The 24509-nt window shown below is 65.9% G+C and carries 22 protein-coding genes, 1 tRNA gene and 1 other RNA gene; 14 read left to right on the forward strand and 10 right to left on the reverse strand.

The window, feature by feature from the left end; all coding sequences use genetic code 11:
- Positions 1 to 99: 99 nt before the first annotated feature.
- On the forward strand, positions 100 to 1029 hold the full coding sequence (locus tag ASF98_RS10075; RefSeq protein WP_055801019.1) for an oxygenase MpaB family protein: 930 nt from the start codon (positions 100 to 102) through the stop codon (positions 1027 to 1029).
- Between the two features lie 70 nt (positions 1030 to 1099).
- Here ASF98_RS10075 and ASF98_RS10080 read toward each other — a convergent pair.
- Positions 1100 to 1184, reverse strand: a tRNA-Ser gene (locus ASF98_RS10080).
- Between the two features lie 404 nt (positions 1185 to 1588).
- Between ASF98_RS10080 and ASF98_RS10085 the strand changes: the two genes are divergently transcribed.
- The 6 genes from ASF98_RS10085 (at position 1589) to ASF98_RS10105 (ending at position 8160) form a co-directional block, all read left to right on the forward strand.
- The gene (locus ASF98_RS10085) at positions 1589 to 1942 is read left to right on the forward strand and encodes a hypothetical protein (RefSeq protein WP_055801023.1); all 354 of its coding nucleotides are present in this window, start codon (positions 1589 to 1591) and stop codon (positions 1940 to 1942) included.
- Between the two features lie 68 nt (positions 1943 to 2010).
- Positions 2011 to 2107, forward strand: an RNA gene (ffs, locus tag ASF98_RS23700) — signal recognition particle sRNA small type.
- A 51-nt stretch (positions 2108 to 2158) separates the two neighbouring features.
- Positions 2159 to 5398: a DNA polymerase III subunit gamma and tau gene (locus tag ASF98_RS10090; protein ID WP_082506788.1), complete on the forward strand. Its 3240-nt coding sequence runs from the start codon at positions 2159 to 2161 to the stop codon at positions 5396 to 5398.
- 60 nt (positions 5399 to 5458) lie between these two features.
- On the forward strand, positions 5459 to 6058 hold the full coding sequence (gene recR, locus ASF98_RS10095; RefSeq protein WP_055801029.1) for a recombination mediator RecR: 600 nt from the start codon (positions 5459 to 5461) through the stop codon (positions 6056 to 6058).
- A gap of 21 nt (positions 6059 to 6079) precedes the next feature.
- Entirely contained in the window at positions 6080 to 6667 is a 588-nt protein-coding gene (locus ASF98_RS10100; protein WP_055801031.1) for a GNAT family N-acetyltransferase, read from the forward strand.
- 134 nt (positions 6668 to 6801) lie between these two features.
- Positions 6802 to 8160 carry an aspartate kinase gene (locus ASF98_RS10105; protein WP_055801034.1) on the forward strand — a complete coding sequence of 453 codons (1359 nt, stop codon included), beginning with the start codon at positions 6802 to 6804 and terminating at the stop codon, positions 8158 to 8160.
- A gap of 144 nt (positions 8161 to 8304) precedes the next feature.
- On the opposite strand, the gene ASF98_RS10110 is transcribed toward ASF98_RS10105, so the two are convergent.
- On the reverse strand, positions 8305 to 8487 hold the full coding sequence (locus ASF98_RS10110) for a hypothetical protein (protein ID WP_156372364.1): 183 nt from the start codon (positions 8485 to 8487) through the stop codon (positions 8305 to 8307).
- A gap of 159 nt (positions 8488 to 8646) precedes the next feature.
- On the reverse strand, positions 8647 to 8874 hold the full coding sequence (locus tag ASF98_RS10115; protein ID WP_028272231.1) for a hypothetical protein: 228 nt from the start codon (positions 8872 to 8874) through the stop codon (positions 8647 to 8649).
- A gap of 78 nt (positions 8875 to 8952) precedes the next feature.
- Between ASF98_RS10115 and ASF98_RS10120 the strand changes: the two genes are divergently transcribed.
- Positions 8953 to 9471, forward strand: a complete 519-nt coding sequence (locus ASF98_RS10120; protein ID WP_055801036.1) for a MarR family winged helix-turn-helix transcriptional regulator — start codon at positions 8953 to 8955, stop codon at positions 9469 to 9471.
- Between the two features lie 40 nt (positions 9472 to 9511).
- Here the strand turns inward: ASF98_RS10120 and ASF98_RS10125 are convergent, their stop codons facing one another.
- Positions 9512 to 12532 (reverse strand): S8 family serine peptidase, encoded by a 3021-nt coding sequence (locus ASF98_RS10125; protein ID WP_055801039.1) that lies wholly within the window; start codon positions 12530 to 12532, stop codon positions 9512 to 9514.
- Between the two features lie 280 nt (positions 12533 to 12812).
- On the opposite strand from ASF98_RS10125, the gene ASF98_RS10130 reads away from it, so the two are divergent.
- The 3 genes from ASF98_RS10130 to ASF98_RS10140 are packed head-to-tail and all read left to right on the forward strand — an operon-like array spanning position 12813 to position 14693.
- On the forward strand, positions 12813 to 13364 hold the full coding sequence (locus tag ASF98_RS10130) for an SSI family serine proteinase inhibitor (protein ID WP_055801041.1): 552 nt from the start codon (positions 12813 to 12815) through the stop codon (positions 13362 to 13364).
- 4 nt (positions 13365 to 13368) lie between these two features.
- Positions 13369 to 14313: a hypothetical protein gene (locus ASF98_RS10135; protein ID WP_055801044.1), complete on the forward strand. Its 945-nt coding sequence runs from the start codon at positions 13369 to 13371 to the stop codon at positions 14311 to 14313.
- Complete coding sequence (locus ASF98_RS10140; RefSeq protein WP_055801047.1) at positions 14310 to 14693, forward strand: hypothetical protein; 384 nt, start codon at positions 14310 to 14312, stop codon at positions 14691 to 14693. Before ASF98_RS10135 ends, ASF98_RS10140 begins: the two co-directional genes overlap by 4 nt.
- Before the next feature lie 115 nt (positions 14694 to 14808).
- Here the strand turns inward: ASF98_RS10140 and ASF98_RS10145 are convergent, their stop codons facing one another.
- Both ASF98_RS10145 and ASF98_RS10150 read right to left on the reverse strand, forming a co-directional pair.
- Entirely contained in the window at positions 14809 to 17946 is a 3138-nt protein-coding gene (locus tag ASF98_RS10145) for a S8 family serine peptidase (protein ID WP_055801051.1), read from the reverse strand.
- Positions 17947 to 18245: 299 nt separating this feature from the next.
- Positions 18246 to 18431 (reverse strand): hypothetical protein, encoded by a 186-nt coding sequence (locus ASF98_RS10150; RefSeq protein WP_055801054.1) that lies wholly within the window; start codon positions 18429 to 18431, stop codon positions 18246 to 18248.
- 264 nt (positions 18432 to 18695) lie between these two features.
- On the opposite strand from ASF98_RS10150, the gene purS reads away from it, so the two are divergent.
- From purS to purL, 3 genes are read left to right on the forward strand one after another with little or no spacing between them, the layout of a single operon-like run.
- Positions 18696 to 18947, forward strand: coding sequence for a phosphoribosylformylglycinamidine synthase subunit PurS (gene purS, locus ASF98_RS10155; protein ID WP_011690410.1), 252 nt, complete (start codon positions 18696 to 18698; stop codon positions 18945 to 18947).
- 1 nt (position 18948) lies between these two features.
- On the forward strand, positions 18949 to 19722 hold the full coding sequence (purQ, locus tag ASF98_RS10160) for a phosphoribosylformylglycinamidine synthase subunit PurQ (protein WP_055801058.1): 774 nt from the start codon (positions 18949 to 18951) through the stop codon (positions 19720 to 19722).
- The gene (gene purL, locus ASF98_RS10165) at positions 19719 to 22037 is read left to right on the forward strand and encodes a phosphoribosylformylglycinamidine synthase subunit PurL (protein ID WP_055801061.1); all 2319 of its coding nucleotides are present in this window, start codon (positions 19719 to 19721) and stop codon (positions 22035 to 22037) included. Before purQ ends, purL begins: the two co-directional genes overlap by 4 nt.
- 70 nt (positions 22038 to 22107) lie before the next feature.
- Here the strand turns inward: purL and ASF98_RS10170 are convergent, their stop codons facing one another.
- The 4 genes from ASF98_RS10170 to ASF98_RS10185 form a co-directional block, all read right to left on the reverse strand.
- Positions 22108 to 23049, reverse strand: coding sequence for a hypothetical protein (locus tag ASF98_RS10170; protein WP_235505776.1), 942 nt, complete (start codon positions 23047 to 23049; stop codon positions 22108 to 22110).
- 117 nt (positions 23050 to 23166) lie between these two features.
- Positions 23167 to 23460, reverse strand: a complete 294-nt coding sequence (locus ASF98_RS10175; RefSeq protein ID WP_028272239.1) for a DUF503 domain-containing protein — start codon at positions 23458 to 23460, stop codon at positions 23167 to 23169.
- 75 nt (positions 23461 to 23535) lie between these two features.
- Complete coding sequence (locus ASF98_RS10180) at positions 23536 to 23853, reverse strand: putative quinol monooxygenase (protein WP_055801063.1); 318 nt, start codon at positions 23851 to 23853, stop codon at positions 23536 to 23538.
- Positions 23854 to 23858: 5 nt separating this feature from the next.
- Positions 23859 to 24509: a hypothetical protein gene (locus ASF98_RS10185; protein ID WP_055801066.1), complete on the reverse strand. Its 651-nt coding sequence runs from the start codon at positions 24507 to 24509 to the stop codon at positions 23859 to 23861.

A 24509-nucleotide genomic window follows, 5' to 3' on the forward strand; every position in this document is an offset into this window, starting at 1 on the left:
CCGGAATTCCCAGCTGATTCACAGGCGCCGGGGGTTCTTTGGGCTCCTCCGGAGCTGACCCCGGACGAATATTTGGACCCGAATGCGCAAGAATGGACCATGCGCAATGTCCTCAGGGAGTGGCAGGCCGAGCTCAGGCAAACATTCACCGGTACACGGGGGGCAGTGCCGGGCTGGGTTCCCCGGCTGGAAGAGGGTGACGACGCCGGTTATCACCTTCCGGGGTCCGCCGTCTGGGCGGTCCACGGCTCCATGACCACCATTGTGGCGGGAATCCGCGCCCTCCTGATGCAGGCCCTCCATCCGGGCGCCCTTGCCGGCGTCCAGGACCATTCACGGTTCCGCGAAGATCCGCTGGGGCGGCTGGCTGGAACAATCCGCTGGATCTTCACCGTGTCCTATGGCTCCACGTCCGCCGCGCATGAAGCATCCGGCTTCGTCCTGCGGCTGCACGAATCGGTGCGGGGAGACTACGTGGACGCCCACGGCATCGCCAGGAGCTACGCGGCCAACGACCCCGAGCTGCTCCGGTGGGTACACATCGCGTTCACTGACGCGTTTCTCTCGGCACACAAGATCTGGGGCCGGCCCATCCCCGGCGGCCCGGATGCCTACGTTCGGGAGTGGGCGCACGCGGGACGGCTGATGGGCGTGGATTCGCCGCCCCTCAGTGAGGCGGAAATGCGGGAGCAGCTGGACAGCTGGTACCGCGCCGGCGACCTCCGTTCCGATGAAAGGGTGGCCGAAATTGTGGCCTTCATCCGCAATCCCCCGCTTCACCCATCACTGCGGCCCGGATACAAGATGCTGTTTGCCGCCGCGGTTTCAAGCCTCGAACCGAAATACCGGGACATGCTGGGACTCCGGGCGCCTCGGCTGGGCCCCTTCCCGCTTCCGGTGAGGTTTGGCACCAAAGTGACGCTCGCCGTCGTCGGGGTGGCCCTGGGCGGGGTCCGTCCCGGCGGCAGGATGGGACCGAGCGAGCAGGCCGCACGACGGCGGCTTCGTCGGCTGGGATTTGCCGCCTAGGTGCGGAACGGATGTGCCGCCAAGGTCCGGAACGCAAAAAGGCCCCGGTCCAAGGACCGGGGCCAATACGCGGAGAATGGGGGATTTGAACCCCCGAGGGCGTTAACCCAACACGCGTTCCAGGCGTGCGCCATAGGCCGCTAGGCGAATTCTCCAGTAGCTTCTGAATCAAAAGCAGATACTAGAATACCTGAACTTTTCGGCATCACCCAATTGGGCCGGATTGAACGTGACGGCTGCGAGTTCAGCGGCCGCCCACACCCGTGCACTGCAAGGGCAATCCCACTGCCCGAAAGCGCCATTAACGCAAAAATGGACGCCCCCAATGCGCCCACTCTTCCGGAACACCGTTGAGCTGCCGGGTCCGGCCCTCGCGCCAGGCCCTGCAGCTCACAACCTTGAGTTCAAGTTGAGATTGCCCCAATCGGTGTACATATCCATCGTCCGCTTTGTGCCGATGATAAGCAAGGGTTCCTACCGCATTATCGGCCGACCGTTATCGACTTGTGGCGTTAGCCATTTGTCACTGCCCTTCCGCAGCTACTGAGAAGATGGGCGGATGACGCAACTGCATGCCCTGGTGACCTACGTTCCCGCAGACCACGCGGAGGCTGTCCTGGCAGCCGTGGGCGATGCGGGCGCCGGGCGGATCGGGAATTATTCGCACTGCGCGTTCACCGCCCCTGGCACCGGCCGGTTCACTCCGCTCGCCGGGTCCCGGCCGTTTATCGGTTCGGAGGGCCACAGCGAACAGGTTCCGGAAATAAGGATCGAATGCGTTGTTGACGAAGACGTGCTCGACGCCGTCGTGGCTGCCCTGCGTCTGGCCCACCCCTACGAGGAGCCCGCACTGATGAGCTGGGCGGTCAACGGGCACCCATTCTCGACAGCCCAGAATGGCCCGGGGAGGTAACCGGAGCGGGCTGAAACGGGCCGCCAGGAGCCGATTCGGGGCACACCAAATCATCGGGTAAACTCATTGACGGCCCCTCATGTGGCGTCATCCTGTTGAACTCCCCCAGGACCGGAAGGTAGCAAGGGTAAATGGGCTCTGGCGGGTGCATGGGGGGTCTTTACTATTCCCCCACAGGGCGGCAAACTGTCAGCCCGGATTGGTAGGGTTTTCTCTGTGAGTGTTACAACCGCCCTTTATCGCAGATACCGTCCAGACTCCTTTGCTGACGTTATCGGGCAGGAACACGTCACGGAGCCGCTGATGACGGCGCTGCGCAAGAACCGCGTCAATCACGCCTACCTGTTTTCCGGTCCGCGCGGCTGCGGCAAGACCACCTCGGCCCGCATCCTGGCCCGTTGCCTGAACTGTGCCGAGGGCCCCACGGACACCCCCTGCGGCACGTGCCCCAGCTGCATCGAGCTTGCGCGCGGCGGCTCCGGTTCCCTTGACGTGATCGAGATCGATGCTGCGAGTCACGGCGGCGTGGACGACGCCCGAGACCTTCGCGAACGCGCCACGTACGCTCCTGTCCGGGACCGGTACAAGATCTTCATCATCGACGAAGCCCACATGGTCACTTCGGCAGGCTTCAACGCCCTGCTCAAGATCGTGGAAGAGCCGCCGGAACACATCAAGTTCATCTTTGCCACCACGGAGCCGGACAAGGTGATCGGCACCATCCGTTCGCGGACCCACCACTACCCGTTCCGGCTGGTCCCGCCCGAGCCCCTCATGGCCTATCTTGAGCTGCTCTGCAACCAGGAAAACGTTCCCGTGGCGCCGGGAGTGCTGTCCCTGGTGATCCGCGCCGGCGGCGGTTCCGTCCGGGATTCACTGTCAGTCCTGGACCAGTTGATGGCCGGCGCCGGCCCCGCGGGACTGGACTATGAACTCGCTGTCGCACTGCTGGGCTACACCCACGCATCCCTTCTGGATGACGTCGTTGAAGCGGTGGCAGCCTCGGATGCAGCCACTGTCTTCCGTGCTGTGGACCGCGTCATCCAGACCGGCCACGATCCGCGCCGCTTCGTGGAGGATCTGCTGGAGCGCTTCCGCGACCTCATCATCGTCCAGGCCATGCCGGAGAGCGCCCAGTCGATCCTGCGCGGCATGCCGGCTGACCAGATAGCCCGGCTGAAGAACCAGGCCCACAACCTGGGCGCAGCCGAGCTGTCCCGGGCGGCAGACGTCACCAACACTGCACTCACCGAGATGACCGGGGCGACGTCGCCGCGGCTTCACCTTGAGCTGCTGTGCGCCCGCATCCTCCTCCCCAATTCCGAGCAGACCGAACGCGGCATCGCCGCCCGGATCGACCGCGTGGAGCGGCGCCTGAACTACGGTGGGAACGACGTCGGCGCTCCCGCCGCTGCTTCAGCACCGACCCCGCCGGCCGCACCTGTGCCTGCCCCGGCGGCTTCCGCTGGCCCCGCTGTTTCCCCCCCGCCCGCCGCCGCACCCGAACCCGCTCCGGCGGCACCGGTACAGGCACCTCCGGTTCAGGCACCGCCGGTTCAGGCAGCGCCGGTTCAGTCCGCGCCGGTTCAGGCAGCGCCGGTTCAGGCACCCGTCCCCGCGGTCGAAGCCGCCGCAGGACGAAGCGAAGCGCCCGCGCGCGAATCCATCACTCCGCCGCGGCTTTCCACCACCGACTGGCCCGTTGACGAGCCCTCCGCGGCGAATCGGGGCACGGCAAGCCAGGCGCCCTCCCGTTCCGCGGCTCAGCAGGTCCCGCCTGCACCTGCCGCGGCTTCCGCGCCCGCAACGCCAACACCGGCTGAACCGGTTGCGGCTGAGCGCACACCCCTGAAGTCCGAAGCGGCCCAGACGGCGGCGGCCGGCAACCCTGCGGCCCACGGCCCCGCCGGCGACGTCGAGGTCCTGCGCCGTGCCTGGCCTGATGTCCTGCAGACCCTGAGCAAAATCAAGCGCAGCACCTGGGCCCTTGTGGAGCCCAACGCCCAGGTGAGCCAGTTCGACGGTCAGGTGCTCACCTTGGCCTTCACCACGTCCGGACTGGCCGGTGCCTTCGGCCGGGCAGACCATTCGGAAAATCTTCGCCAGGCAATCCACAAAACCGTGGGGATCGACTGCCAGATCAATGCAGTGTCCGGCGGCGCCAGCAGCTCAGCGAGCTCTGAGCCAAACCCAAAAGCACCCGCTAGCCAGGAACCTCCGGCGACGTCCGCTGACGTTGCCTGGGGTCTTGCCCCCGCAACCGCTGCGCCGGCCGCAGGCCCCGCGGTGAGCCCTGCGGCTCAGCGCCCGGCCGCCACGCCTGCCGGCCGTCAGGTCGCGGACACCTCTCCGCTCCGTGCCGCCGACCCTGCCGGCCCTGCCGACGCGCTCAAGGCCACAAACATTGCCAACGCTGCCAACGAGGCCAACGAGCTTGAGCCCGCGAAGGTCCGCCCGGCACAGCGGCCGCAAGATGACGCGTCCGGTTCCTACAGCTACCCCGACGATGACTGGGGCCCGCCCCTGGACGAAGATGCTCCCCCGCTGGACGAGGAGCCGCCCATGGACTGGGCTCCGTCCGCTCCGGCGCAGTCAGGTTCGGCGCAGTCAGGGCCGATCCAATCAGGGCCGGTCCAATCAGGGCCGGTCCAGTCCGGCAGGACCTCTCCCGGCGCACCGGAACGTGCACGCGCGGATAGTAGGATCTCCCGCGAACAGCCTTCCGGGAGGTCGACTTCCGCCGACTCTTCACGTGCTGCGGGCGAGCTCTCCAACGACGATCCATGGTCCCGTGCCAAGGAAGAGGCTCCGGGCGTCTGGACCGTAGGTGCCGAGTCGAACGTTGGCAAGTCCGTGGAAGACCCGGACCGCGCCGGCATTCCTGTGGTTCCAGAACCTCAGGCGCCCCAGTACGAGCCGGCGGCGGCCCAGCTCCCCCGGCCCGGCGGGACGCCTGACGAAGCCTCCGCCCACCAACCGGACGGCTCCCCGCGCCCGGCCGAAATCCGGCAGCCGGTGGGTGCACTGGCTGGTGCGAACAGTGCACCCGGCGCAGGCTGGGCAACGTCCGCGCAGTATGTTCCCGCCACGGCCACTGACCCGTCGACAGCGATGGCCGGCCCGGATGTCCGGAACGTCGCGTCCGCAACTGCACCGGCGTCTTTCGCGTCCGCTCCCGCCCAAACGGCCCAGGCCCCTGCAACCGCGCCCGGCGCGGTGAAGCAGAGCCTGTACCAGCGGCTGTCCAACAGCCCCGAGGCCGAAGCCGGCAGGGCCAAGGCCCCTGCGCGACAGGCCGAGGCGGTCAAGACCTATGTCCAGGACACACCCAGCCCGGACGACGAAACGATCGAGGAATCGAGCGTGTTTGGACGCGCCGCCGTCGAGCGTATTCTGGGCGGAAAACTGGTGGAGGAACGGTCCTTGGACGGCAGCCCGATCGCCCCCCGCTTCTAGCCTTCCCCGCGGGATGTACGGGCATCCTTCAAACAAACGAGTCAAACGAACGAGGACATTGTGTACGAAGGTGCAGTTCAAGAGCTGATCGACGAACTGGGCCGCCTTCCCGGGGTGGGGCCCAAGTCCGCCCAGCGGCTGGCTTTCCATATCCTCGAGGCGGACCCGCAGGACATGAAGCGGCTCGTCGAGGCCATCACCACGGTGAAGGAACGAGTGAAGTTCTGCACGGTGTGCGGCAACGTCACCGAGCAGGAATTGTGCAACATCTGCCGCGATACGCGCCGGGATCCCTCGGTCATCTGCGTTGTGGAGGAGTCCAAGGACGTCCTGGCAGTCGAGCGAACCCGTTCCTTCCGAGGCCGCTACCACGTCCTCGGGGGCGCGATTAACCCCATCGCCGGAGTCGGCCCGGAGCAGCTGCGCATCAGGGAACTCCTCACCCGGCTGAACGACGGCGCCATCCAGGAAATCATCATCGCCACGGACCCCAACCTTGAGGGCGAGGCTACCGCCACCTACCTGGCCAGGATGCTGAAGTCGATCGGCATCACCGTCACCCGGCTGGCTTCCGGCCTGCCGGTGGGCGGAGATTTGGAGTACGCGGATGAGGTCACCCTGGGGCGCGCCTTCGAGGGCCGCCGCAACGCCCTGAGCTGATCCCGACAGCGACGGCACACCATGGAATCGATTGCCTCCATCGTCACTGAACGCCTGGAACTGCGCCTCGTGGCGCAAGCCGACGCAGCCGCCCTCCGAGGATTCCGGGGCCATCCCGAAGCAGTCCGCTATTTGTCGCACCAACCCCTGACGGCGGGGCAAACGGACCGGCTCCTCGCTGAACTGCTGGTCCGCGCAGAACGCTCCACGGCCGCTTGGTTCCACTACGCCTGGGCGGTAGTCCTCCGCTCGAGCGGCGCCGTGATCGGCGATGCCCGCACATGGAACACGGCCGAGCCGCCGCTGCCGGGCGGCATTCCGGCGGACTTTGCCAGCCTTGGCTACCTCCTCCACCCGAACCACCACGGCAAGGGGTACGGCAGCGAAGCCGCCGGGGCACTGGTCCGCTGGCTCTTCACCGAGCGCGGAACGAACGCCATCTACGCTGGCGTCTACGAACCGAACACCGCTTCGCGGCGCCTCCTGGAAGGTCTCGGCTTCGTCCAGGATCACTATTTCACCGCCGCCCAGGACACCCATGGCAAGGGGCTGGCCTCGTGGCGCTACCGTCTGGACCGCACGGCGTGGCCCCTTGTCGAAGATGACTAACGGGGGGCCACCATGCGGTCACAATTCAGCGCGGCGCTGTTCCCGGCGATAAACTGGGCACATCAGTTACGCCGTCGCGCCGTTTTTGGTTGCTTGGCCCCGGAACCCCGATTTGATGCAGTGAGGGTGCGCGCATGAGTATGCCCACTACCGAAGTGAAAACCGAGAACCAGCCCGGCGTGCTGCCTGTCGCTACTGCCCGCACCAAACAGCTCATCGTGCAAAAGTTCGGCGGCTCATCAGTTTCCGACGCGGACGGCATCAAACGGGTTGCCAAGCGCGTCGTCGATGCACAAACGGCCGGCAACGAAGTCGTCGTGGTGGTCTCCGCCATGGGTGACACCACGGACGAATTGCTGGACCTTGCCGCCCAGGTCACCGACGCTGCCCCCGCGCGTGAAATGGACATGCTCCTCTCCGCCGGTGAGCGCATTTCCATGGCCCTGGTGGCCATGGCCATCAACAAGCTCGGTGCCTCTGCCCAGTCGTTCACGGGCTCGCAGGCCGGCATGATCACCGACGGCATCCACGGCAAGGCGCGCATCATCGACGTCGACCCCCACCGGATCCGCACCGCCCTGGACAAGGGGCACATCGCCATCGTGGCTGGTTTCCAGGGAATGAGCCGCACCACCAACGAGATCACCACCCTGGGACGCGGCGGATCCGATACCACCGCGGTGGCCCTCGCCGCCGCCTTGGACGCCGATGTCTGCGAGATCTACACGGACGTGGACGGCATCTACACGGCGGATCCCCGCGTTGTGCCCTCCGCCCAGAAGATCGACCGCATCTCCAGCGAAGAAATGCTGGAGCTGGCAGCTTCCGGCGCCAAGATCCTGCACCTGCGTTGCGTGGAATACGCGCGGCGATTCGGCGTGCCTTTGCACGTTCGTTCGTCATTCAGCCAGAACGAAGGCACCTGGGTCATGCCCGGAGCCGACGACAAGATCAAGACTCAAGAGGGAGTTGCCTTGGAGCAGCCAATCATCTCCGGCGTTGCACACGACCGTTCCGAAGCCAAGGTCACTGTGGTGGGCGTCCCGGACATCCCGGGCAAGGCCGCCGCGATCTTCCAGGTGATCGCCGATGCACACTCCAACATCGACATGATCGTTCAGAACGTCTCCACGCATGGCACGGGCCGGACGGACATTTCCTTCACGCTCCCCATCGTGGAAGGTGCCGACGCCCTCGCCGCCCTCCGTGCGGCCCAGCCGGAAATCGGCTTCGAAAGCATCGAGTACAACGAACAGATCGGCAAGCTTTCGCTGATCGGCGCCGGCATGCGCTCCCACCCCGGCGTCTCGGCCACGTTCTTCAAGGCGCTTTCCGATGCCGGCATCAACATCAACATGATCTCGACGTCGGAAATCCGCATCTCCGTGGTGACGCACGCCGACCTGCTGGATGATGCAGTCCGGGCCATCCACAAGGCTTTTGACCTGGACAGCGAAGACGAAGCAACTGTGTACGGCGGCACCGGCCGCTAAGGCAGGCCCGCCCGGGTCCCAGGACCAGCGCAATAAAAGAACACCACAAAAGGAACGGCACCGCGGGGAACCCGCGGTGCCGTTCCTTTTGTGCCGTTGATGGGCTGCAAAGGGGTTGCAGCTCCGGCCTTGCGCCGCAACGGTCTACGTGATGTCTTCCTTGCGGACTGCGTAGTGGTGTCCCTCGGAGTCTGTCTCTACCTCGAAATGGGCCAGGTCCTCTTCGGAAGCAGCCTCAAAGTCGTCGTGCTTGTGAACAACGGGGACTGTTGGATCACCGCGGGTGGCTGGTCCAAAGAAGAACCGCAGCTTGTCGGTCTTCATCATGAAGCGCTGTATCGCCTTTGCCACAATTCCCACCCCCTTTCCCTTGCTCGGGTCAAGCAGTGATGCATTGGCCGGTTGGTATCTGTGCCCATATTTTACGCCCGGGGACAGAAAAAGGCCCCGGCCCGCATGCCAGTGTGCGGCACCCCGGTTCGCAGGCTAGCGGAGGGACTTATCCTCCGGATTCCTGGGCACTACATACGTGCTGCCGTCCGGCCTGCGGATGGTTTCCCACTGCTGGGACTCCGCTTCCCGGCGCAAAAGCAGCGCCTTGTTCTCGTCGGTCATCTCATGGCCCAAGGCACTGCGGTTCGCCGGCCCGAAGATGGCACGGAGCTTGCCGGTGGCGCGCATGAACCTTTGGGAGGCGTTTTCCTTGTTAGCCATTGCGGGTTCCCTTCAGAACGGTCGAGTCCAATCCAGTGTACGCTAATGATTAGCCCACTAACGATTGAGAGTATGCCGATGAATCAGCGCTCGGCCGCGGCCATCGAAGCGTCTGACGAAGACCTACTGCTGGAACACCAGCTCTGCTTCGCCCTGACGGTAGCGTCCCGAAGCGTCGTGGGCGCGTACAAGCCGGTTCTGGACACACTGGGACTGACCCATCCGCAGTACCTTGTGATGCTGTGCCTGTGGGAGTCCAGCCCCCGCACCGTCCGGGACATCAGCGATGCGCTGGCCCAGGAACCGGCCACGATCTCGCCGCTGTTGCGCCGCCTCGAGGCGGCCGGATACATCACCCGCGGCCGCGCTGCCGGCAACGAGCGCGCTCTGGCCGTTGGGCTGACACCGAGTGGCGCTGCTCTCCGGCAGCGGGCGACGGCGGTTCCCGGCACCATGATGGAACGCCTGGGCCTGACCCGCGACCAGGTAGGCGCACTGCACCAGGCGATGACGGACCTGATCGCCGCCACCAGGGCCGCAGCCGAACGGGACGCCGCCGGATGGGACAACACAGGCGAAGATACCGCCGGAGCTTAGCCCGGACCCGCCCCGCCAGGAAGGCAGCCGCGGCCGGCAATCACTGCGCTGTTACGCCGACATTCAGCTGCGTTGTCGGCCCCGTTCCGTACTCGATCAGGCCCACCCAGTTGCCCGCCGCCAGTCCGGCCCAGCTGGCCGTAAGCTCACCGGTGGTGCCGTTTTCAATGTTGAGTGGATTAGGGCTCACCGTCAGGTTTCCGGCGTCCCCGCCAAGGATCATCACGTCAACCGAAGCTGCAGTCGCCGCGCCGCCGGGGCTGGCGAAAAGGTTGGTGGTCACCTTCCAGTCACCTGCCACGGGATCCGTGATGGACACTGCCTCGCTGGCAGCAGGCGTAGCCCCTGGATACAAGAGCCCCGCCGGAGAGACCACGTACAGATCGAAGTCCGCTGCCGGGTTGGCGGAGTTCACCGCAAACTTGGCCAGCGAAGAGCCTGCCGCAACGGTGACGATCTGAACGTCGTTCGCGGCGTCCTTGACCCCGGTGTATGGCCCGGGAACCAGGCTGATCGCCGTCGAGTTTGCCTTGGCGAGCCCCTTCACGGTGACGTCGATCGGCTCGGGGCTGCCGGACGTTACCGGAATGACGATGCTGCCCGTGCCGCCCGCGGAAGCGGCATTAACCACCGCCGGCGCAACAGCGGTCACTGAACGGATTGCCACTGGCGCCCGGACAGTGGCTTCGTCCGAGCTCCAGGTCAGCGATCCGCCAACAAAGGCGTCCAAGGCGGCGCCGGAGTTCGTGAACTGCACCGTGAATGTGGCTTTCTCGCCTTCGGCCAGGGTCAGCACGTCCGGGGTCACCTCCGCCGTGATTCCGGGAACATCGACTTCCGCGCTGTAGGTTCCGGCCGTCAACGCGGTCACTGTCCGCGTCACGGTTTGCGTGCCGGTGAGCCCGCCGATCGCGATGGAGGGCAGGTTGACGTCCTTGGCGGCCACCGGGGCAACGCCCAGCTGATAGCCCTGGCCCTGCAGGAAGCCGAGCCAGTCGCTGGGGCCGGCGTCGTACACCAGCCCCGGCGTTGCCATCCGTGCCGGATCGATCTGTCCGGCGCCCTGGGCAAAGGCGTCGTGGACGGGAGATCCCTCGGCATCCACCAGATCGTAGGCCGTGGTCATCATGGCTGATTTGACCGTGGCCGGGGACCACAGGGGGTTCTTGCCCAGCAACAGTGCCCCGAGTCCGGCAATATGCGGCGCTGCCATGGACGTCCCGGACAGGAACCCGAAGTTCTGGCCGTTGGAACCTGCCGGCGAGACAGCGGCAAGGACGCCCACGCCGGGAGCCGCAATGTCAGGTTTCAGGAGGTCACCACTGGCCGCAAGGGTGGGCCCGCGGGAGGAGAACCCGGCGATCTGCGGGACCGGTGGCGGGTCCTGGCCGGTGGTATCGGTGGACACCAGGCTCGCCGTCAACGCCGTGTCCGCCCCTACGGCCTCCTTGATGGCGGGATCGTCGAGGTGGACCGTGGGAACGCTGTGCAGGTCCACGTCCAGCGAGTTGGTTGTCAGGTTGACCAGGACCATGCCGACGCCGCCGGCCTGGGCCACGGTCATGCTCTTGGCCGTCCGGTCCACCACACCCCGGTCGCAGACTACGATCTTGCCGGTTGTCTTGGCCGGGTCAAGCGTGCCGGGCGCGCACAGTGCGGCATTGGCATCCAGTGCGCCTGCGGCCTTTACAGTGGCAGCGAGCGCGATGGGCGCATCCGCAACTTCAGTGGCCATGATGCTGGCGCCCGCGAACTTCTCTCCGCTGGACAGCTCCACTGTGCCGCGGAGGCTGCTGCTGTGGGTGGAGGCGGCCACGCTGGTAATCCACGGAGCGGCGTGGTTGACGGTGCCGGCCGCCGGGCCGGAGTTGCCGGCTGAAGCGGCCACGAAGATCCCGGCCGCCGCAGCATTCAGGAAGGCGATGGACACCGGGTCGGCGGCGGAGTTGTTGGTGCCGGAGATGGAGTAGCTCAGGACGTCGACCCCGTCCCTGATCGCATCCTCAATGGCCTCCACTGCACTGGAGGCGAAGCAGCCGGTGGTTGCGGGGCTGACGCCCTCCCAGCAGATCTTGTAGACGGCGAGCTTCGCACCCGGGGCAACGCCAGAACCCTTGCCGAAGTCCCGGCCGCCCACGGCCTGGCTGACATCGGTGTTTCCCGCGGCGGTGCTGGCAGTGTGCGAGCCGTGGTTGTTGATGTCCCGTGGTGAGAACGTCTCCCTCGGCGAGCGCAGCCCCGGCGGTACGCCTGCCTTGAAGGCTTCGTCGTAGTACCGGGCGCCGATAACCTTGCTGTTGCACTCTGTTCCGGCGAATTCGACGCCCGCCTCGCAGACGCCCGTGAAAGTGCTGCCGTCCGCTTTCAGCATGGTGATCTGGTTTGCGGGCGACAGGTACGGCTCGCCCACTTGGGGCGCTCCGGCCAGCGGCTTCACCTGTTCGCCGGCAAAGAACGGATTGCCCGGTGTGTAGCCCGTGTCCAGGACTCCCACGACAGTTCCCTTGCCTGCGTTGGCGACGCCGGCAAACTGTTGTGCCCAGACCCCATCAGGACCTGGCAGACCCAGGAAATCGGTGCTGGAGTAGTCAATTTTGTTCAAGCTGTCCTTAACGACAGCAAGGACGCTTCCGTCCTTGCTTAACGCGCTGGCCTGCTCCGCGGACAACTCCGCACTGAAGCCGTTCACCGCCAGTGTGTAGTTGTCGTCGATGGCCACACCCTCCTCCGCGGCCAGCCTGCTTTGCTCTAACTCCAGGTGTGCCGAGTAGCGCTGGGACTCAGCGCTGCCGGCGTCGAGCTTTCTGCCGTTGGACGCGGCCGTCCCGGGGATGCCTTCGATGCCGCCCGTGTAGGCGGCCAGGGGTTTGTCCTTCAACATCACGATGTAGCGGCCGGCGTCGAGCGACGGCGTGTCTTCCACAACGGGGTCCGCGGCTGCCCGGGCGGGCGCCGCCAGCCCCTGGCCGATCATGAGTGCAATTCCCAAAGCGACGGCGGCGCCGAGGCGTGTGGCTGGATTTCTGCTTTGAAGGCGGAAGCCCACAGGCGGGTGAGTCATGACGAACGGCCTCCTAGGTTGCCGGACCGGGGGCATAGCCGGTCCCACCTCCCGGATGTATCCGTCCACGTCGGCGAAACGTGGGCGTGAGGCCATACATCCAGTGATGTGAGAAACATACCGGAGTAGGGCCGCGGAATCGAGATGTTCGGGACAGATTTAATCGCCGGCCGCGCCGGGGTGCCCGGACTGGCGGGCCCAAGACCGGGGCCGGGCCGAACGGCAGGGTTCATCGTGGGCCTACGGCGATAGAATGGACCAAAAATGAGGAGGACCGGTAATGCGTAAGGCATGGATTCACGCGCTCGTCCTGGTATCCGTCGCCGGTCTCGCTGCCTGCTCGCCGGGCGGTGGCGGCCCAACCCCTTCTCCCTCTGCCACCTCCAGCACCGCCAGCCCCTCGGCTACGCCCTCGCCGGACACAGAAACTACGGTCCCGGCCCCCTCTCCTCCGCCGTCGTCGGCGCCCGCCACATCCGGGCCTGGCATGGGGGACGCCGAGCTCGCCATTATGGTCAAGCCGTCGGAATCGGAAGCCGCGCTGAACTACACGCTGGTGTGTAGAGACGGCGTTCCGACGGCCGAAAGCAGCCACCCCTCGGCTGCTGCGGCCTGCACCGCATTGAAGGACAACCCGGCGGCGCTCAGCCCGGCTCCCCGCAGCACGGACCAGGCCTGCACCCAGCAATATGGCGGCCCGCAGGAGGCCACTGTCACCGGGATCGTGGACGGGTCCCCGGTGGATTCATCCTTCGCCCGCAGGGACGGCTGCGAAATCGGCCTGTGGAATGCGGCCAAGGACATCCTGGGCTCCGCAGGCGGGGTTTCCTAGGCTGATGCAGATTCTGAAGCACGGCCAGCAGAAGGCGCTGCCGGCGGACGCCTGGCAGCGCCTCGAAGCATCCCATCAGGCCCGGGTCCGGCGCTATGCCGACCCCTACCTTGCCCGCCGCTCGGCCGGCAAAAAACACCCCGTGGAGGATTTCCTTTTCACGTACTACACCCAGAAACCGGGCCAGCTCCTGCGCTGGCACCCGGGCGCCGGCGTCGTCCTGACCGGGCCGGAAGCCGCCGCCCGCTCCGGCTGGAAGTATTACAAAATGCTCGACGACGGCGACCTTGCCGCCGCAGGCCTGCCGCCCAGCACCACGGCCGCGACTGTCGACCTCACCTCGTTCCTGGCCGAACGCAAGGAGGCGTTGCAGTTCGCCGGGATCATCCTGCGCGGCACGGCGTTGCGGCCCGCCCAGTTTGGCTGCTTCGGCCTGCACGAGTGGGCGATGGTGTACCGCCAGGACAAGTTTGAATTGCGCCACGAATACCTGCAGCTGCGCCTGGGGGCGGCTGGCACCGACCGGGTGGTGGAGGACAACAGGATCCGGTGCTCCCACTTTGATGCCTTCCGCTTCTACACTCCGGATGCCACACCCCTGAACGAACTCACTCCGAGCCGGGACAACCAGCGGTCCATGGAGCAGCCCGGCTGCCTGCACGCCAACATGGACCTGTACAAGTGGGCCTACAAGCTGGCGCCCGCCCTTCCCAGTGAACTCGTGATGGACTGCTTCGAACTGTCCTGGCGCGTCCGCGCCATGGATATGCAGGCGTCCCCCTACGACCTCGAAGAGTGGGGCTACCCGCCCATACCGATAGAAACCGCCGCCGGCAAGGCGGAGTACGTTGAATATCAGCGTGGATTCTCCGCCGAGGCCCAGGAACTGCGGGGACGGCTACTGGAAGCCCTGGCGCCGCTGATCGACGAGCTTGGGGACGGCGAATGACGGCCGACGTGGACCTGGACGTGGACCTGACCGTCCGGCTGACCGAGGCTCCGGGCGCGCCGCAGTACGAGTTCCGCTTGGTCGTGCGCAGGGGTACCTCGCCGCAGGCCGCTGCGGTTGACGGCTCAACGCTGCCGGACCCTGCGGCGGCGCTTGCCGCCGTCGAACGTTTTGGTGAGGAAGCCTTCTTCACGCCGCGGCGGGCCGACATGCTCTGCACGCAGCAGTACGGCGGCCCGCAGGTGGCCGTGGTCACGGGGATGTTCCATGGCCGCCCCGTCAACTGTCATTTCAGCCTGACCGACGGGTGCGAAATTGCGCGGTGGCGCTCCCTCGCGCCGCTCTTCGGCGGCACACCCGGATCCACCGGCCAAACCTGAGCAGTCCGGTCTAATCTGCCGGATCTGAGCGAACAGGCCCATCACGCAGGAACGTCCCGGGAGCCTTGCGGCTGCCGGGACGTTCCTTACTGCTGTTTACAGTTGGTGCTCGGGGTTAGGTTCCCGGAACCGCGTCAGCAGTCGTGATCGCCGGAACTCCGGCAGGGTTGGACGCCGCTGCGGTGCCCACCTTGACGTTGATCCACGTCTTGATCCCGTTTCCGCCCAAGCTCAGGCGCCCCAGGTAGGATCCCGGTTCCAGGCCGGTCCAGCTGGCTGTCGCCGTGGTGGCCGTGCCGTTGGGGGCAACGATCGGGTTCGGGTTGACGGCGAGCTTCGCCTCCGGCTTTCCGGGGAACGAAACCGCCTGGACGACCGCCGAGGCAGGTCCGTTATCCGGGGTGGAGTAGAGGTTCGCCACGATGTAGTAGGTGCCTGCACGCGGCGATTCAAGGTCCAGGAACTCACTGGCGGACGCCGTTGCTACCTGGGTTGCCACGAGGCCTCCGCTTCCGTTGGGTGCGTAGACCACCATGTCCCAGTCGACGTCGTCCGTTCCGGCCTGGATGCCCAGCCGGGCGAACGTGGCGCCGGCGGGCACGTCCACTTTGACGAGTGCGTTGTGCTCGTCATTCTTTGCCGCATAGGCGCCGGGTGTCTTGGTGGCGGCCGTCTCGGACAGGGGCGCAAGCCCTTCGACTCCCACCGCGATGGGTGCGTCCGAGCCGGAGACCAGGTCCAGGGTTCCGCTGCCGGCGCCGGTGGCCGAGCTGAAGGCGAACGACGGTGCAATCTGGGCGTCCACCGGACGGACCGCAATGGGCGAGCTGACCGTGCGCGGGCCCGTCCACGTCAGGGTGCCCGTGGTGAACTTGCCCACCGGCGCACTGACGTTCTTGATGGTGAGGGTGACCTCGCGGGTCTGCCCTGCCTTGGCGAACTTCAGCATCTGCGGCTCCACGTGGACGCTGACGCCGGGCATGTCCACCACGGGCCGGTATGTTCCCGGCACCAGCGCCGTGATCTGGCGCTTGACCTGGATCTCGCCCACGAGGCTGCCCAGTGCAATGGACGGCAGGTTGAGGTCGCGCGCGGCAATGGTGCCGGCCTGGGGTGCACCGGTCGCCGCGCCCTGGCCGTTCAGGAAGGCCAGCCACTGCTTGATGTCCGAGTTGTACACGAGTCCCGGGTCCAGGACCCGGGTGGCGTCAATGTGCCCGGCGCCGCCTTCGAACGGGTTCCGGTTGGGGGTGCCGTCGGCGTTGACCAGCGGGTAGGCGGTGGTCATCATCGCGGACTTGACCATGGCAGGCGACCATTTGGGCTGCTTGCTGAGGACCAGGGCTCCAAAGCCGGCGATGTGCGGGGCAGCCATGGAGGTGCCGGACATAAAGCCGAACTGTGCGCCGTTGTTGCCGATGGTGGAAACGCCCGCGAGGACGTTCACGCCGGGAGCCGAAATGTCCGGCTTCAGGAGGTCGCCGCCGGAGGCCAGGCTGGGGCCGCGGGAGGAGAACCCTGCCACCTGGGGTGCCGGGGAGAGTGGCTGGCCGGTGAGGTCACCCTTGAGGAGGCTCACCGTGAGCGCCGGATTGGCAGCAAGCTTGGATTTGAGTTCCAGGCTCTTGGGGGCATTGACGTGGACGGTGGGCAGCACGTGGTTGTCTGCATCTTCGGAGCTGGAGGACAGGTTGACCAGGATCATGCCCACGCCGCCCTTTGCCTGGATCTCGAGGCTCTTGGCCGTGCGGTCCACGACGCCGCGGTCACAGACTACGACCTTGCCGCTGACCTTGGCGGCGTCCAGCGTTCCCGGGCCGCACAGGTTCGCGGCCGTTGGCGCATCCGGGGCCGCAGCGTCGGCTGCAACAATCACGCCGGCGTCCTTGACTTCAGTCTTCATGATGGACGCACCGCGGTACATGCTGCCATCGGATACCTTGACCGTGCCCAGCAGGTCGCTGGGGAACGTTGAGGCTGCAACGGTGGTCAGCCACGGCGAGGCGTGGTTCACGGTGGAAACGGTGGGTCCGGAGTTGCCGGCCGAGGCCGAAACGAACACGCCGGCCGCGGCCGCGTTCAGGAAGGCCAGCGCAACGGGATCCGAGGTGCTGTTGGTGTTGCCGGAAATGGAGTAGTTGAGGACGTCCACCCCGTCCTTGATGGCCGCGTCAACAGCTTCGACCGAGGCGGAGGAGTAGCAGCCGCCCGTTGCGGGATTGTCGTCTTCCCAGCAGACCTTGTAGACGGAGACTTTCGCGGCCGGGGCAACGCCGGAGCTCTTGCCGAAGCTGGCGCCGTCGATGACCTGCTCCACGTTGGCGTTGCCGGCGGCGGTGGTGGCCGTGTGCGTACCGTGGCTGCCCACGTCCACCGGGGAGATCAATTCCTCCGGGGCGCGGTGTTCGGGCGTCACGTACTGACGGAAGGAGTCGGCGAAGTAGCGGGCGCCGACCACCTTGGAGTTGCAGAGCGTCCCGTCAAACGAAGCCCCTGATTCGATGCCCCTCTGGCATTCGCCTTCAAAGGTGGTGCCGTCCGACTTGAGCATGGCGATCCTACCGCCCGCGGTGAGATAGGGGACGCCCACCTCAGCCTTGCCCTTGAGCGGCTGCACCGCGTCCCCCTGCAGGAAGGGATTGTCCGGGGCGTAACCGGAGTCGATCACGCCGACCACCACCCCCTTCCCGGCACCGGCTTCGCCGCCGAACTGCTTCGCCCAGGCGCCCTCGCTGCCCGTGAGTTTCAGGAAGTCAGTGGTGGTGTAGTCCGGGGTGTTCTCCACATCCGGTGCCACCAGGAGCACGGCGGCGTCCTTGGCAAGTTCGGTTGCCTGTAGCGCGGTGAGCTCAGCTACGAAGCCGTTGAGCGCGCCCGTGAACTGCTTGGACGGGGTGACGCCCTGCTTGGACGCGACGTCACGCTGGGCCTTGCGGAGGTGTGCGTCGTACGCCTTGTAGTTCTGGCTCCCGGCATCCAGCTTGCGGCCCTGCTGCGGTTTGGTTGCCGCTATGCCGTCCGTTCCGCCTTCGTAGGCTGCCGCGGCTTTCTCAGCCAGGACAACGATGTAGCGGCCGTCCTTGTAATCTGTCGGGTTGACGTTTTTTGCCTGTTCAACCCCGTTGGGTTCGGTGGGCGCCGCGGTAGCGGGACCCACTGCGACGGAGGAGAGCAACAGCGGTAGGCCCACAGCCAACGCTGCAGCCTTCCGGAGTCCCCCACCCCGGACAAGGCTTATTCCTTTTGATTTCACGAGCGACTGAAACCTTTCATGAGGTACGGGTCCGGCGGTGCGGCCGGTCTCGGTCAGCTGGGAAATGGCAGCCGGATCGACAGTTCCTGTCAACCGGCGAGACCAGCCGAGTCAAACAGTACAGAGTGAGAGCCGGATATGACATAGGACACAAGTATCGTTTTGCTTTTGTCATCTCGGGCTTGGGCCGGGCACGACGGAGGGCGGCTTCCGCAGTGGAAACCGCCCTCAGTTCAAGTCAGATATTCAAGTCAGATGTTCAGGTCAGGGGTTCAGGTCCCGGGATCGGGAAACCGGCCTTACTGGCGCGGAGTCCGGACAACCTCGCTGATCCACTCGCGTGTCTTCGCGTCGATGGGGCCGGCTACGTTTGTTTCCCGGGCCGCGCGATCGGCTTTGATCTTCTGGATGACCATTCGGCCCAGGCCTGCGAACACTGCCGCGGCCATGACCGGAAGAAGGACGGATCTGGGTTTCTGAGCCATGCCGCAATCCTACTGAGCGCACCAGCGCACCACCAGAGCCGGCGTCGTTCTGCGCACTCCGGCGAGTGCCCCATTTCACAGTCCACGCACGAATGCGGCTTGACGCATTGCGCCCGGTAGAATGGGCAGGCAAGCTCGCGGAGCGCTCGTTCCCGCTGTCTTATGTTTGGAGTCCGCAGTGGCTGTGAATACAGCAGCAGACCAGCGTGAGACGGCATCACTCCGCTGCGCCCTTACCCAACGCTCACGCACAGGAGTTACCGGATGCCCCGGATCGTCGTCGACGTCATGCCCAAGCCCGAGATTCTGGACCCGCAGGGGAAGGCCATCGTGGGTGCACTCCCGCGGCTGGGCTTCACTGCCTTTAGCTCTGTCCGCCAGGGCAAGCGCTTTGAACTCACTGTCGACGGCGAGGTGACCGAGGAAATCCTGGCCCAGGCCCGGAACGCCGCAGAAACCCTGCTGTCGAACCCCGTCATCGAGGATGTCGTCAACGTCGAGGTCGTCGAGGCCTGAGATGACTGAACTCCCCCTGATCGGCGAGGCAATCGCCGTCGCCGCGCACCCCCAGCTCGCGGGTGCGAAGATCGGCGTCGTCACCTTCCCCGGCACCCTGGACGACCGCGACGCCGCCCGTGCAGTCCGGCTGGCCGGCGGCACCGCAGTGCCGCTCTGGCACGCGGACAGCGCGCTGGGTGACGTCGACGCCGTCGTGATTCCCGGTGGATTCTCCTACGGTGACTACCTCCGCGCCGGCGCCATTGCCCGCTTTGCGCCGCTGATGTCCAAGATCATCGACGCGGCCAACTCCGACGCCAAGCTGCCCGTGCTGGGCATCTGCAACGGCTTCCAGATCCTGACCGAATCTCACCTGCTGCCCGGTTCCATGATCAAGAACGACCACCTGAAGTTCATGTGCCGTGACCAGGTCCTGCGCGTTGAAAACAGCAACACTGCGTGGACGCTCGACTACGAGGCCGGCCAGGAAATCACCGTTCCCTTGAAGAACCAGGACGGCCAGTACATCGCGGACGAGAAGGTCCTGGATGCTCTGGAGGCCGAAGGCCGCGTGGTGTTCCGCTACGTGGGCTTCAACCCGAACGGCTCGCGCCGCGACATCGCCGGCATCTCCAACGCCGCAGGCAACGTGGTGGGCCTTATGCCGCACCCCGAGCACGCAGTGGAGGCCGGCTTCGGCCCGGCATCCCTCGACGGCATCGGCGGCTCGGATACCGACGGCCTCGGTTTCTTCACCTCCGTATTGAACAAGATTGTGGGAGGCGCAAAGTGAGTACTTCAGCTGAAACCGTCGGCAGGAAGTTCAACATCGACACGGTCGAAAACGCTGCCAAGACCCCTGACACCGAACTCCCCTGGGCCGAGCTGGGCCTGAAGCAGAACGAGTTCGACGAGGTCGTCAAGGTCCTGGGCCGCCGCCCCACCGGCGCCGAGCTCGCCATGTACTCCGTGATGTGGAGCGAGCACTGCTCCTACAAGTCCTCGAAGAACCACCTGCGCCAGTTCGGCGAAAAGGTGACCGATGAGATGAAGAAGGACATGCTGGTGGGCATCGGCGAAAACGCCGGCGTCACCAACCTGGGCGACGGCTGGGCCGTGACGTTCAAGATCGAGTCCCACAACTCGCCGTCGTTCGTGGAGCCCTACCAGGGCGCCGCCACCGGCATCGGCGGCATCGTCCGCGACATCATCTCCATGGGTGCCCGCCCGGTGGCCGTGATGGATCCGCTGCGCTTCGGCGCCATCGACCACCCGGACACCGCCCGCGTCATGCACGGTGCCGTTGCCGGCATCGGCGGCTACGGAAACTCCCTGGGCCTGCCGAACATCGGCGGCGAAATGGTCTTCGACTCCGTCTACCAGGGCAACCCGCTGGTGAACGCGCTGGCTGTCGGCGTCATGCGCCACGAGGACATCCGCCTCGCCAACGCCTCCGGCAAGGGCAACAAAGTGGTGCTGTTCGGTGCCCGCACCGGCGGCGACGGCATCGGCGGCGCCTCGGTACTGGCCTCGGAGTCCTTCGACGACACCAAGCCGTCCAAGCGCCCCGCGGTCCAGGTGGGCGACCCCTTCGCCGAGAAGGTCCTGATCGAGTGCTGCCTGGAGCTGTTCAAGGGTTCACTCGTTGAGGGCATCCAGGATCTGGGCGCCGCAGGCATCTCCTGCGCCACGTCCGAGCTCGCCTCCAACGGCGACGGCGGCATGCAGGTCGAGCTGACCTCGGTCCTGCTGCGCGACCCCACCCTGACCCCGGGCGAGATCCTCATGTCCGAGTCGCAGGAACGCATGATGGCTGTGGTGACCCCCGAGAACATCGCCGCCTTCGAAGCGGTCATGGACAAGTGGGCCGTGGAGTACTCCTGGCTGGGCGAGGTGACCGACACCGGCCGCCTGATCATCACCTGGGAAGGCGAAGTCATCGTCGACGTCGACCCGCGCACCGTTGCCCACGACGGTCCGGTCTACGACCGTCCGTACGCCCGCCCTGAATGGCAGGACTCCGTCCAGGCCGACTCCTTCACCGGATCAGTCCAGGACGCCGGCCGGCCCGCCGCCCCTGCGGAACTCGCCGCTGCCGTGACCGAGCTCATTGCCTCGCCGAACATGTGCAGCAAGGACTGGATCACCAACCAGTACGACCGCTACGTCGGCGGCAACACAGCGCTGGCGTTCCCGGACGACGCCGGTGTGGTCCGGGTGGACGAGGAAACCGGCCTGGGCGTGGCCCTGGCCACCGACGCCAACGGCCGTTACACCTACCTCGACCCGTACCACGGCGCACAGCTCGCCCTGGCTGAGGCCTACCGCAACGTCGCCACTTCCGGCGCCGTGCCGATGGCCGTCAGCGACTGCCTGAACTTCGGTTCCCCCGAGGACCCGGATGTCATGTGGCAGCTCGCCGAGGCCATCCGCGGCCTGTCCGACGCCTGCATGGTGCTGGGCATCCCGGTCACCGGCGGCAACGTCTCGCTGTACAACCAGACCGGCACCACCCCCATCCACCCCTCCCCCGTGGTGGCAGTGCTGGGCAAGCTCGACGACGTTGCCCGCCGCACGCCGTCGGGCTGGCGCGAAGACGGCCAGGCCATCTACCTGCTGGGCACCACCGCGGCAGAACTGGACGGATCCGAATGGGCGAACATGCGCGGCCACCTCGGCGGCCTGCCGCCCAAGGTTGACCTCGCCGCCGAACGCGCGCTGGGTGAAATCCTGATCAACGCCTCCCGCGACGGCATGGTGGACTCCGCCCACGACCTCTCCGAGGGCGGCCTCGCGGCAGCCCTGGTGGAGTCCTCGCTGCGCTACGGCGTCGGTGCGCGGATTGCCCTGCAGGACGTCATGGACCGCGACGGCGTGGACCTGTTCACGGCATTGTTCTCCGAGACGCAGGGCCGCGCGGTTGTTGGTGTGCCGCGTTCCGAGGAAGTCCGCTTCACGGACATGTGCACCGCCCGCGGCTTCGCCCACACCCGCATCGGTGTGGTGGACGCGGCCAGCGGTCAGTTGGAGATCAACGGCGTGGACACCCTGTCCCTCGCCGCCCTCCGCGAAGCGCACGAGGCCACGCTGCCGAAGTACTTCGACTAGGCACCCTCATCGATTGCTCCGTAACCGCCCTTTTGAACCCTCAGAACGGCAGTTACGGAGCAATCGTTGCTTAACGCCCGGGCCGCCAACCTGCTTGGACCAGCGCGGTACGAACCTTGGCCACCGCCGGCTTGGCGTCGTTCAGCATGTGCCGTTTGGAAATTCGAACCTCAGTCCATCCCAGCATCTCGTAGCATTCAGAACGGGCAATGTCCCGGACGATTTGCACCTCGTCACCGTGATGCTCGCCTTCGTACTCGATCCCGACCCGGTACTCGCGGTATGACAAGTCAGGCTCGTGATGGCGGAGACCATCATGGCCGATGATGGGCACGTTCAACTCCGGTTCCGGCAACCCGGCTCTGACCACTGCCAACCGAAGGAGCGTCTCCTGCGGTGAGTCGGAGCCCACCCTGATGAGCTTGATGGCTTCCTTCGCCTTGCGCAATCCGCGCTTTCCCTTGTGCCTGTCAATCATCCGCTGAAGGTCAGCCAGACAGCAGAGCGGCAAGGCCCTGTCCTCAAGGCCCGCCCGCGGCACTCGAACACAGCTGTCGCCCATGGCTATAAGCTCGTCCACTGACAGCGTCTCCGCCATGTCCAGCCAGGTCCGCTCCGGAGTGGTCACGGGCACGCCCTTGACGGTGGTGACCTCGTCGCTGTACAGCTTCATCCGGTGCACAATGACATGGGGCCGGTTCAGATGGGCCTCGCCCTCAGGCCTGATGACATGAAACATATCCTGCGATCCCTTCTGCAGACGTCGCGGCAGCACGAGCAGTTCCGCCGCAGTGAGGTGCGATGCGGCGCATCGCTCGTTGACCTCAATGAAGGGCCGCACCCTGATACTCAAGGGGAGCTCCGCCGTCGCGCTTTCCGCGCGTATTCCCTTCCCAAGGCGCTTCAGGGAGCTGTGCCGTAGCCGTTTGGGTGATACTCCGGCGCGCGCCGCGTCCACCACGGTGAAAGGTCGATCCTGGAAATCAACGGGAAGTGGGCGCGGAGTCTTCATGGGTTCATCAGAGCAGAACGCCACCCGAGTCCGCAGAAGTTATCCACAAGACCCATCGGCTGCTCCGTACCGGCCGTTTTGGGGTGTCAAAAGGGCCCGTGCGGAGCAATCGATGAGTCAGTCGTCGCTGCGGAGCTCCCGCTGGCGGGCGCTGAGGAGCTCGAGTTCGGGGCGGAAGGCCACGAAGCGTTCGACGGCGGTAAGCACCTCCACGAGGTGCGCGCGGTCGGCAGCCACCAGGCCTGCGCCCAGCTGCGTCCGCCGGTACTGTTCGTGGTCACCCACCTCGGCAACGGAGACCTCGAAGCGCCGCTTCAGCTCCGCCAGCAGGGGACGCACCACGGAACGCTTCTCCTTGAGGCTGTGAACGTCGCCCAGGAGTATGTCGAACTCGATCCATCCGATCCACATGCCATAAGCCTATCCATTGCTCCGTAGCGGCCGTTTTGAGGCCTCAAAAGGGCCGCCACGGAGCAATCGATGAAATCAGACGGTGAGTTCGCCCATCTGGTCCCATCCGTCGCCGTCGAGCTGGCGGCTGATGATCCGGGGCGTTTCGGCGAGGGCCTGCGGCATGTCCGCCATGGCCTTCTGGAAGTGTGCGCTGTTGACGTGGTCGCCCGCGGCGTCGTCCTTGAAGGCCTCCACGAGGACGAACTCGTTGGGATCCTCCACGCTGCGGGACCAGTCGAACCACAGGTTGCCTGGCTCCTGCCGCGTCGCCTGGGTGAAGTCCTCCACCAGGCCCAGCCACTTCTCCGACCAGTCGGGCTTGACCTTGAACTTGACGACAATAAAGATCACGGGGGTTATGCCTTTCGTTGTGTTTCTGCTGTCAGCCCGTCGGCAAGGGAATGCTCGCATTCCTCGATCGCCTCACGGGCCCATTTCTGCTGCTGGGGAGTGCCGACGCGTTCAGCCCATTGCTCGGCCAGCTGGAACTCCACCAAGGCTTCGGTAAAGCGCCCGGCCTGGTGCAGCGTCCAGCCGAGGTTGTTGTGCAGCGAGACCATCCAGCGTTTGGTCCGCGGATCGTGAACCGTGGAGGCGTACTCGAGGGCACTGCGGGTCCAGGACTCGGCATGCGCAGGGTCCGCAATGGCCAGCATGTGCAGCGCGTCAACGGCCAGGAATTCCTCGCTGAGGTGGTCCGCGAGTTCTGCGGCCTGTTCAAACAGAGGCACGGCCATGGCGGCATGGCCGCTGGAGTTCAGCACCCGGCCGCGTTCCAGCAGCACCCGCACGGCCACGGTGGGCTCGTCGGCGTCGATCGCGTCCAGGAGCGCATCGGCTTCCTCGTAGCGGCCCTGCAGGCCGATGGCCCGTCCCTCCTGGGTGGCGAGTTCCGCCTGTTCGTCGGCGTCGTAGTGTTCATCTGCAGCGGCCTTCCGGAAGCGGACTTCCGATCCGGCGGGGTCGTCAAAATTCCACAGTTGGTCAAGGGTTTTCTGTTCCAGCAT

The organism is Arthrobacter sp. Leaf337 (assembly GCF_001423745.1).
In the GTDB taxonomy this organism is placed as follows: Bacteria; Actinomycetota; Actinomycetes; order Actinomycetales; family Micrococcaceae; genus Arthrobacter.